The sequence below is a fragment of the Nocardioides sp. genome, from assembly GCF_035703625.1.
GTDB lineage: Bacteria > Actinomycetota > Actinomycetes > Propionibacteriales > Nocardioidaceae > Nocardioides.
This window is the reverse complement of sequence record NZ_DASSXS010000270.1, coordinates 1-10,275: the sequence shown is the minus strand read 5'-3', so window position 1 is coordinate 10,275 and position 10,275 is coordinate 1. Positions and strand designations below refer to the sequence as shown.

Genomic DNA, 10,275 nt, shown 5'->3' with positions numbered 1-10,275 from the left:
AGTGAGAAGCCCGCGGCAGGGAGTCTCTGCACGACAGTCATCCAGAGCGTGGTGCTGCGGGACCCGAGACCCGCTCACTGCCGACCGGCCGGGTTGCCCACGGGGGAGCGACCCGGCCGGTTTCTCGTCCCCGGGCGTTGGCCCGCGGATCTCCCGTCGCGGTGTCCACGACCCGAACCTCAGGGAAGGTCCCGATCACGGCCGCTGGCGAGCGTCCCGCACTCGACGTCGACCACCCCGTGGCCGGCCAGGTAGGTGCGCGCCCCCTGGTCACCGGCCACGGAGTCGGCCACCGCGGCCCAGTGGTCGCGACCGATCACGACCGGGTGGCCCGGCCTGCCTTCGTACGACGCCCGGGCGAGCTGGCCGGGCCCGGTCACAACGGCGGTCACGCTCCGCACGACCTCGGCGGTGACGTCGGGGAGGTCGACCAGCATCACGACGGCGGCCAGGGCGTCGGAACCGGCCAGGGCGTGCAGCCCTGCCCGCAGGGAGGCACCCATCCCCTCCGCCCAGTCATCGGCCACCACCACCGTGACGCCCGTGCCCTCCAGGAGATGTGTGGCTTCGTCGGCGCGCGCGCCCAGGACGACGGTGACGCGATCACAACCACCCGAGCGCAGCACCCCGACGCTGCGCCGGAGCCAGGAGGTGCCGTCGCCGTCGTGCACCAGCGCCTTGGGCTGACCCATCCGGGTGCCGGCACCGGCAGCCAGGAGCAGCCCGTGGTGACCCATCACCTACTGACCGAACGCCTGGCCGTACAGCCGTTGCAGCCGCGGCGAGAAGTCCGAGCTGAACCCGCAGACCATGACCTGACCGTTGTCCGAGGCAGCGACCAGGTAGCGGCCGCCGTCCTGGAAGTCGACGGCGACGAGCAGCTGCTGGAGCTCCTCCGAGGGGCCGCGCACCGTCACCAGGTCGGTCGGCTCGCCTGCGTACCAACGGGTGGCACGGAGCGTCACGAGACCCTCGTCGATCTGCTCCACGGTGCCGTCGAAGGCGACGTCGGCCTCCGCCAGCACGTCCGCTGTCGGAGGCAGGCAGCGGCCCGAGATCGCCTCGGCGCCGGGCGCCCGCAGCTCGGTGGTCCCGGACGCGCTCGTCGAGCCGCTCGGGTCCGGGCCGGCGACCGGCGATCCGGCCTCCTCGGTGCCGTTCACCAGGGCGAAGGCGCCCACCCCGGCGATGATCGCCACTGCGGCAGCCGCGACCAGCCAGGTCAGCGGGCCGCGCCGGCGGTCGGAGTCGGTGGGGGTCTCGGGGTGGCTCATCGTGTCCTCCAGCAGTCGGGCCACCCGGTCCGGGTCGGACCGGGGCAGGGAGGAGGCGGGATCGGCGGCGCTCAGCCGGGCACGCAGCTCGTCGTGCTCGTCGCTCACGACCCTCTCCCCTCTCTCGACTGCTCATGTCCGGCCACCTGCTGGATCTTTCGCAGCTCCTCACGCAACTTCTCCCGCGCCCGGTGCAACCGGATGCTGGCGGCGTTGGCCGAGACCTGGAGGACCGTGGCGATCTCGGCGGACGTCAGCTGCTCCCAGGCCCACAGTCGGAGGAGCTCGGCGTCCTCCGGACGGAGCGCGGCCATCGCCTCCAACAGCTCGCCGTCCCGGTCGTCGGGCGCGGCCACCTGCTCGGGCGGCGCCACGACGGAGAGCCTCGCGACCAGCCGCTCGCGCCGCCGTTCGCCCCGCTCCGCGTTGGCCAGGCAGTTGCGGGCGACGCCGTAGGCCCACGGAAGTGCGTTGTCGGGAACGTCGTCCAGCCGGCGCCAGCAGACCAGCAGCGCATCCGAGAGGACGTCGTCGGCCGTCGCCGGGTCGGTACGACGTGCGAGGTAGCGCCGCAGCGGATCGATCAGCTCGCGGGCGAGCGCCTCGAAGCGGGCTCGTCGTTGCTCCTCACCCTGGTCTGTTGCCACCCGTCAACGGTGGCACAGTTCAGGCGCGGGTCGCGACCGTCAGCAGCACCACGGCGTCGCTCACCGCATGCAGGTCGTGCCGTAGCGGCGGGATCACCAGGTAGTCGCCGGTCGTGCCGGACCAGGCCTGGTCGCCCGCGCTGATCCGGACCTCCCCGGACAGCACCTGGAGGCTGGCCTCGCTCGGCGACTCGTGCTCGCTCAGCGCATGGCCCGCGGCAAGCGCGATCAGGGTCTGGCGCATGTCGTGCTGGCGGCCGCCGAAGACCGTCTCGGCGGCACGGCCGCTGCTCGACTCCCGGGCGGCAGCGAGCTTCTCCTCCGCCAGCCGGGGCAGTGACGTCGATTCCATGGATTCCTCCTCATCGGACCGGTTGGTCCCAACCACGGCGTGGTCGGTGGCTGCCGAGCCGGTCCTCGCGACTGCGGTAGACGATGTAGGGCCGGGTGAGGTACCCCACCGGGGCGCTGAAGACGTGCACGAGGCGGGTGAACGGCCACAGCGCGAAGAGGCCGAACGCGACGAGCGCGTGCAGCTGGAAGCCGACCGGGGCGTCCGCCATCAGCGAGGCATCGGGCTGGAAGGCCAGGAAGGAGCGGTACCAGACCGAGACCCCCTCCCGGTAGTCGTAGTGCCCGCCGACCGACAGGATCGATCCGGCGACCGTGTTCCACATGCCCAGGGCGATGACGACGGCCAGGAAGGCGTACATCACCTTGTCCATGACCGTGGTGGCCGAGAACACCGGCCCGACGGTGCGACGCCGGTAGACCAGGATTGCCAGGCCGACCAGCGTCATCACTCCTGCGACCAGACCGCCCGCGACGGCGGCGAGGTGGTACGTCTCCGTGCCGACCCCCAGCGCGGCGGTCCACGACTCCGGCACCAGCAGGCCGATCACGTGGCCGCCCACGACTCCGAGCATGCCGAAGTGGAACAGCGGCGAGCCCAGCCTCAGCAGCCGGTCCTCGTAGAGCTGGCTCGACCTCGTCGTCCAGCCGAACTTGTCGTAGCGGTAGCGCCAGAAGTGGCCGATCACGAACGTCGCCAGGCAGAGGTAGGGGACGACCACCCAGAGGAACTGGTCCATCACCCACCTCGCACACGGGGCATGGGCAGGTCGACGGTGGCCTCGGCCAGGGTCGCGTCGAACGCGGGGCCGCCGTACGGCGTGAGCCCCACCTCCTCGGCGGGCGGCCCCTCCGCGGCGAGCGCGCGGACGGCGTCTCGCTCGTCTCCGCGCAACGGCGGGAACGTGGCCGAGATGGCAGCGACCGCGCCCGCCCACGGGCTCTCCTGCTCGAGCAGCGACAGCCGCAGCAGCTCGAGCCCCGCCCGGTGGTCCAGCAGCAGCCGCCACCCCTGCTCCTGGTCGACCGTCGCGGCGTACTCCAGCACGACGCACAGGTGGTCGGGCAGCTCGGCCCCTGTGTCCGGCTGAGCGTCGAGCGCGACGCCCGAGCGAAGGTAGGTCTGCTTGAACCGCAGCAGCGCCACCCCTCGCTTGCGGGTGTCGCCGTGCGCGAAGTAGGTGAGGAAGAGATTGCAGCGCCGCCGGGTGTCGAAGGTCTCGACGTAGGCCTCCTGGAGCACCTGCAGATCGTTGCGCTCGAGGTGGTCCACCACCTCCAGCAACGGCGTCCCCAGACGGGAAGGGAGGCGGGTTGCAGCCGCTCGCACGATCGGCAGCTGCTCCCTGAGCCGTGCGTCGGGGTAGCCGAGCAGCAGCGACGCCGACTGCCACGTGGCGGCGAGCTGGTCCGACGCCCAGTCCGGGGGCGGGTGCTTCGTCCTCATCCGGGCTCCCCTCCCCGCGGCGCGTCCGATCGTGGCGGGAACAGTCCCTCCGGCGTGCCCTTTCCGTCCCAGTTGAGCAGGTTGACGCGCGACCCCTTGTCCTCCGGCGAGGCGATGGTGTCGGCGGTCTGGCGGTTCTTCAGCATGGTGAAGTTCTCGACCGCGATCGGCACGGGCGCCCCCGATCCTTCGCCGAACGGGCCCGAGGCCACCATCCCGGGTCCACCCTCGTAGTCGAGGGAGCACTCGGTGGCGAGCTCCTCGAGCGAGTGGGCCTGCTCGGCGTGAGCGGGAGGGATGACGTACCGCTCGTCGTACTTCGCCAGCGCGAGCAGCCGGTACATGTCGTACATCTCCTCCTCGCTCATCCCGACGCGCTCGGGGATGGACCCGTCCGGCTCCCGGCCGAGGTTGATGTCGCGCATGTAGGAACGCATCGCCGCGAGCTTCTGGAGCACGGCGTCGACCGGGGCGACGTCGCCGGCGGTGAACAGCTCGGCGAGGTACTCGATCGGGATCCGCAGGGCGTCGATCGCGGCGAACAGGTTGCCGGCGTCCTCGGCGTCCTCGCCGGTCTCCTTCACCACGTCGATGACCGGTGAGAGGGGAGGGATGTACCAGACCATCGGCATCGTGCGGTACTCCGGGTGCAGCGGCAGCGCCACCCTGAACGTGTTGATCAGTGCGTGGATCGGCGAGCGCTGCGCGGCCTCGACCCAGTCGTGGGGGATCCCGTCCCGCTCGGCGGCCCGCACCACGTCGGGGTCGTTGGGGTCGAGCAGGACCGACCTCTGGGCCTCGTAGAGGTCGTGGTCGTCTGGGGTGGCGGCAGCCTCCAGCACCCGATCGGCGTCGTAGAGCACCAGGCCGATGTAGCGGAGGCGGCCCACGCAGGTCTCCGAGCACACGGTGGGCAGTCCGACCTCGATCCGCGGGAAGCAGAACGTGCACTTCTCGGCCTTGCCGGTGCGGTGGTTGAAGTACACCTTCTTGTAGGGGCATCCGGACACGCACATCCGCCAGCCCCGGCACCGGTCCTGGTCGACCAGGACGATGCCGTCCTCGGTGCGCTTGTAGATCGCACCGCTCGGGCAGGACGCGGCGCACGACGGGTTGAGGCAGTGCTCGCAGATCCGCGGCAGGTAGAACATGAAGGCGTCCTCGAAGGACTTCTTCACCTCCGCCGACACCTTCTTCAGCACCGGATCGTGGTCGAACGTCGCTTGCGAGCCGCCCAGGTTGTCGTCCCAGTTGGCCGACCAGGTGATCTTCGTGTCCTGGCCGGTCAGCAGCGACTTCGGCCGGGCCACCGGCGTGTGCTCCTGCGCTGGTGCGTCGGTGAGCGTGGCGTAGTCGTAGGTCCACGGCTCGTAGTAGTCGTCGATCGACGGCAGCTTGGGGTTGGAGAAGATCGTCATCAGCTTCTTGAACCGGCCACCGGCCTTGAGCTTGAGCCGGCCGCGCTTGTTCAGCTCCCAGCCGCCCTGCCAGGTGTCCTGGTCCTCGTAGCGCCGCGGATACCCCTGCCCGGGCCGGGTCTCGACGTTGTTGAACCAGACGTACTCGGTGCCGGCCCGGTTGGTCCACGCCTGCTTGCAGGTGACCGAGCAGGTGTGGCAGCCGATGCACTTGTCGAGGTTCATCACCATCGCCATCTGGGCCATGACTCTCATGCTCGGCACCCCTCCAGGAGGTTGAGGCGCGAAGGCCTCCCGGGCCTGAGCCTCGCAACCCCTGCAAGTCGGCAGGACGGTGGACAGGGTGGTACCGCGTGTGCCCACGGTTCCTGGGTCTCGAGGCTCGTCGCTGACGCTCCTGGCACCTCAACCTCCGGCTCGGGGTGGCTGGTGAACATCAGTACTGCACCTCCTGGCTGCGCTTGCGGATGATCGTGACCTCGTCCCGCTGGTTACCGGTGGGCCCGAGGTAGTTGAACGCGAAGGTCAGCTGGGCGTAGCCGCCGATCAGGTGGCTGGGCTTGATCAGCAGCCGGGTCAGCGAGTTGTGGATGCCACCGCGGTTGCCGGAGGTCTCGCTCAGGGGTACGTCGATCAGCCGGTCCTGGGCGTGGTGCATGTACACCGTGCCCTCGGGCATCCGGTGCGACACGATCGCGCGGGCCACGACGACGCCGTTGCGGTTGACCGCCTCGATCCAGTCGTTGTCGGCCACACCGACCTTGGCGGCGTCGGCGTCGCTCATCCAGATCGTCTGGCCCCCACGGGAGAGGGAGAGCATGAAGAGGTTGTCCTGGTACTCCGAGTGGATCGACCACTTGCTGTGCGGCGTGAGGTACCGGACCGTCACCCCCAGCTCCCCGACGTCGCCCACGTCCGGCTCGGAGAACAGCGACGCCATGTTCAGGGGTGGCCGGTAGACGGGGAGGTTCTCCCCCAGCTCGGCCATCCAGTCGTGGTCGAGGTAGAAGCTCTGTCGCCCGGTCAACGTGTGCCAGGGCTTGAGCCGTTCGACGTTGATCGTGAACGGCGAGTAGCGCCGCCCGCCCGACTCCGAGCCCGACCACTCCGGCGACGTGATCACCGGCTGCGGCGACGCCTGGGTGTCGGCGAAGCTGATCTGCTTGCCCTCGTGCTCTGCGGCGAGGTCGTGCAGCCGGACACCCGTGCGCTTCTCCAGGGTCTTGAACCCCTGGACGGCGAGGTGGCCGTTGGTGGTGCCGGACAGCGCGAGGATGGACTCGCACACGTGCACGTCGCGGACCAGCGACGGGCGCCCGTCGGCGGCGCCGCCACGGATCGCGCCGTTCTTCGCCCGCAGGTGCTCGATCGGCTTCCTGACGTCATAGGTGACGCCCTTGGTCGTGGTGCCGAGGGAGTCCAGTAGCGGCCCGACCGCGTCGTACTTGTCCGCGACCGCGCCGTAGTCGCGCTCGACCTCGACCAGCCTGGGCATGGTCACGCCCGGCACCGGGGCGCACTCGCCGAGCTTCCAGTCGCGCACCCGGCCGTGAGGGGTCGCCATCGCGTCGGGGGTGTCGTGGGTCAGCGGGACCGCGACCACGTCCTTGCGCACGCCGAGCCGCGGCCCGGCGAGCTCTGAGAACTTCCTGGCGATCGTGCGGAACGCGTCCCAGTCGGTGCGGGTCTGCCACGGCGGCGCGATCGCCGGGTTGAACGAGTGGACGAACGGGTGCATGTCGGTCGTGCTCAGGTCGTGCTTCTCGTACCACGTCGCCGCGGGCAGGACGACGTCGCTGAAGATCGTCGTCGAGGTCTGCCGGAAGTCCAGGCTGAGCAGCAGGTCGAGCTTGCCCTCCGGCGCCTCCTCCACCCAGGTCACCTCGCGCGGCCGCTTGTCGGGGGGCGTCTCCGTGGCGCGCAGCGAGGCGGTGGTTCCCAGCAGGTGCTTGAGGAAGTACTCGTTGCCCTTGGCGGAGGACCCGAGCAGGTTGGCCCGCCACACCGCCAGGATCCGCGGAAAGTTCTCGGGGGCGTCCGGGGCCTCCCCGGCGAAGCGCAGCGACCCGTCCTGCAGCTTCTCGACCACGTGCTCGCCGACCGGCTTGCCGGCCTCGGCGGCCTCGTCGCACAGGTCGAGGGGGTTGCGGTCGAAGGTCGGGTACGACGGCATCCAGCCCATCCGGGCGCTCTTGGCGACCACGTCGGCGGTGCCGAGGCCGGCCAGCTGTCCGGTGGAGGTCACCGCCGACAGGGTGTCCGCGGAGAACTGGTCGTAGCGCCACTGGTCGGTGTGCAGGTACCAGTACGCGGCCTGGATCATGTTGCGGGGCGGGCGGCTCCAGTCCAGGGCGTTGGCCAGATGGGCGTGGCCGGTCACGGGCCGCACCTTCTCCTGCCCGACGTAGTGGGCCCATCCCCCGCCGTTGACTCCCTGGCACCCGGTGAGCGTGGTCAGGGCGAGGAACGAGCGGTAGATCGTGTCGGAGTGGAACCAGTGGTTGGTGCCGGCGCCCATGAGGATCATCGACCGACCGCGCGACTCCTCGGCGTTGCGGGCGAACTCGCGCGCGATCCGGGTCGCCGCAGCGGCCGGTACGCCGGTGATCGGCTCCTGCCAGGCCGGCGTGTACGGCGCCTCGGCGTCGTCGTAGGCCGCGCCCACGCCGTACTGGGCGAGCATCAGGTGGTAGACGGTCGTGACCAACCGGCCCCCCACCCGGCGGACCGGGACCTCGCGCACCATCTCGCCGGGCGCGCCGTCGAGCTCGCCGAAGCGCGGCAGCCGCACCCGGGCGGTCTCGGTCGAGGTGTCGTCGAGCGCCAGCTTCGGCTCGATCCCCTTGAGGTCGAGGTTCCAGCGCCCCTCCCCGCTCGGGCCGAACCGGTGCCCCAGACCGCCGTTGGGGACGACCGGCTCGTCGGTGCGGCCGTCGAACAGGACACCCTTGAACGCGGAGTTCTCCTCGGTCGTGTGTTGCGGGTGTTCGGCGGCGGTCAGCACCTTGCCGGCGGTGACCGTGCCGTCGCCGGCGTCGTCGAGGCTCACCAGGAACGGCAGGTCGGTGTACCGCTTCACGTAGTCGTCGAAGTACGGCGTGGTCCGGTCGACGAAGAACTCCTTGAGGATCACGTGCCCCATGGCCAGCGCCAGCGCGGCGTCGGTCCCGGGTCGCGCTGGCAGCCACTCGTCGGCGAACTTCACGTTGTCGGCGTAGTCGGGGGCGACCACCACGACCTTCTGGCCGCGGTACCTGGCCTCGGTCATCCAGTGCGCGTCGGGCGTGCGGGTGACCGGGACGTTCGAGCCCCACATCACCAGGTAGCCCGCGTCCCACCAGTCCCCCGACTCCGGTACGTCGGTCTGGTCGCCGAACATCTGCGGCGACGCGACCGGCAGGTCGGCGTACCAGTCGTAGAACGACAGCATCGAGCCGCCCACCAGATGGGTGAACCGGGCGCCGGAGGCGTGGGAGACCATCGACATCGCCGGGATCGGCGAGAAGCCCGCCACCCGGTCGGGGCCCCACTTCTGGATCGTGTGGACGTACGCCGCCGCGATCATCTCGGTGGCCTCGTCCCACGACGCACGGACCAGCCCGCCCTTGCCGCGGGCCGACTTGTAGGCCTTGGCGCGCAGCGGGTGGTCGACGACGTGGGCCCAGGCGGCGACCGGGTCGTCGCCGTGCTGCCGCTTGGCCTCGCGGTACATCTGGAGCAGGACGCCGCGCACGTAGGGGTAGCGGATCCGGGTCGGCGAGTAGGTGTACCAGGAGAAGGCAGCACCCCTGGGGCAGCCTCGGGGCTCGTAGTCGGGGCGGTCCGGCCCCGGAGAGGGGTAGTCGGTCTGCTGGGTCTCCCAGGTGATGATCCCGTCCTTGACGTAGACCTTCCACGAGCACGAGCCGGTGCAGTTGACGCCGTGGGTGGAGCGCACCACCTTGTCGTGGCTCCACCGGTCCCGGTAGAAGTCGTCCGCCTCGCGACCGCCCACCTTGGTGAGCGCACGCCGGTCCGGCGACACCTCTCCCTGGGTGAAGTAGCGCCGCGTCCCGACCAGGGCCTCGATCAGCGGGGAGTCCAGTCCCGGGCGAGCCGTGTCACTGCTCAAGTGATCCTCCTCGTGCCGTGCGGCGGACGACGGTCAGGGTCAGCACCAGCGTCAGGGCGGCAGTCACCGACAGCAGCCCGAGACCGATGGCGTAGGACTCGGTGCGGCCGTAGACGTAGCCCATCACCAGCGGTGGAGCGAAGCCGCCGAGGCCGCCGGCGGCCCCGACCAGGCCGGTCACCCCGCCCACGCGCGAGGGATCCGTGACGCGGGCGATCAGGGCGAAGGTGGCGCCGCTCCCGCTGCCGAGCGCGGCGGCCATGCCCAGGAAGGCCACCGTCCCGACGGGCTCGAGGATCGGGGTCCCGGCGGCGACGGCCGCAAACACGGCCACGACCGCGAACCCCGTGGCCAGGACCGGGACCGGGCCGACCCGGTCGGAGAGCCAGCCGCCCACGGGGCGCATGAGGACGGCCACGAGCACGAACCCGGCCATCCGGTTGGCCGCGTCGGCGGGGTCCAGGCCGTAGGCGGTCTTGAGGTAGGCGGGCAGGTAGACCGAGAAGGCGACGTACCCACCGAACGCCACGGCGTACAGCACCGCTGCCTGCCAGGAGATCGGGAGCCGGGCGTTGGCGACCAGGCGGTGCAGAAGCGACCCGTGCGGAACCACGCGGCCGGGGGCATCACGCAGGACGACCCAGGCGACGACGGCGTAGATCGCCAGCGCGACCGCCGTCAGCAGAAAGGGAGCGGTCTGACCGACCCCCTCGTACAGCTTCACCGTGGTGAGCGCGCTGATGGCGGTGCCGACCATGCCGGCACCGAAGATGCCGACGGCCAGCCCACGGCGCTCGGGCGGGAACCAGGCATTGACGAACGGGACGCCCACAGCGAACGCGGTGCCCCCGATGCCCAGGAAGAATCCGGCGACCAGCAGCGCCGCGTAGGACTCCTGGCCGGCCAGCCCGATGAACAGGACCGGCACGATGGTCGCGGCGGACACGAGCGGGAACATGATCCGGGCGCCGTACCGGTCGGTCAGGGCACCGACCGGGATCCGGCCGAGGGCACCGACGATGACGGG

Annotated in this window: 9 protein-coding genes; all 9 read right to left on the bottom strand. The window is 70.8% G+C overall.

Features of this window, described 5'->3' with window-relative positions; translation table 11 throughout:
* Positions 1-179: 179 nt before the first annotated feature.
* Entirely contained in the window at positions 180-737 is a 558-nt protein-coding gene (locus VFN12_RS14035) for a nucleotidyltransferase family protein (protein ID WP_325119343.1), read from the bottom strand.
* A gap of 3 nt (positions 738-740) precedes the next feature.
* A complete protein-coding gene (locus VFN12_RS14030) occupies positions 741-1,382 on the bottom strand; it encodes a hypothetical protein (RefSeq protein WP_325119342.1) in 642 nt (213 codons plus the stop codon).
* Positions 1,379-1,921, bottom strand: a complete 543-nt coding sequence (locus VFN12_RS14025; RefSeq protein WP_325119341.1) for a sigma-70 family RNA polymerase sigma factor — start codon at positions 1,919-1,921, stop codon at positions 1,379-1,381. Before VFN12_RS14025 ends, VFN12_RS14030 begins: the two co-directional genes overlap by 4 nt.
* A 19-nt stretch (positions 1,922-1,940) precedes the next feature.
* Positions 1,941-2,273 (bottom strand): cupin domain-containing protein, encoded by a 333-nt coding sequence (locus VFN12_RS14020; RefSeq protein WP_325119339.1) that lies wholly within the window; start codon positions 2,271-2,273, stop codon positions 1,941-1,943.
* Positions 2,274-2,283: 10 nt separating this feature from the next.
* A complete protein-coding gene (gene narI, locus VFN12_RS14015) occupies positions 2,284-3,012 on the bottom strand; it encodes a respiratory nitrate reductase subunit gamma (RefSeq protein ID WP_325119338.1) in 729 nt (242 codons plus the stop codon).
* On the bottom strand, positions 3,012-3,719 hold the full coding sequence (gene narJ, locus VFN12_RS14010; RefSeq protein WP_325119337.1) for a nitrate reductase molybdenum cofactor assembly chaperone: 708 nt from the start codon (positions 3,717-3,719) through the stop codon (positions 3,012-3,014). Before narJ ends, narI begins: the two co-directional genes overlap by 1 nt.
* Entirely contained in the window at positions 3,716-5,392 is a 1,677-nt protein-coding gene (narH, locus tag VFN12_RS14005) for a nitrate reductase subunit beta (protein WP_325119336.1), read from the bottom strand. The genes narJ and narH overlap by 4 nt, the downstream gene beginning before the upstream one ends.
* Positions 5,393-5,573: 181 nt before the next feature.
* On the bottom strand, positions 5,574-9,248 hold the full coding sequence (locus VFN12_RS14000; protein ID WP_325119335.1) for a nitrate reductase subunit alpha: 3,675 nt from the start codon (positions 9,246-9,248) through the stop codon (positions 5,574-5,576).
* On the bottom strand, positions 9,238-10,275 hold a 1,038-nt coding region (locus VFN12_RS13995; RefSeq protein ID WP_325119334.1), incomplete at its 5' end, for an MFS transporter. The genes VFN12_RS13995 and VFN12_RS14000, both read right to left, overlap by 11 nt.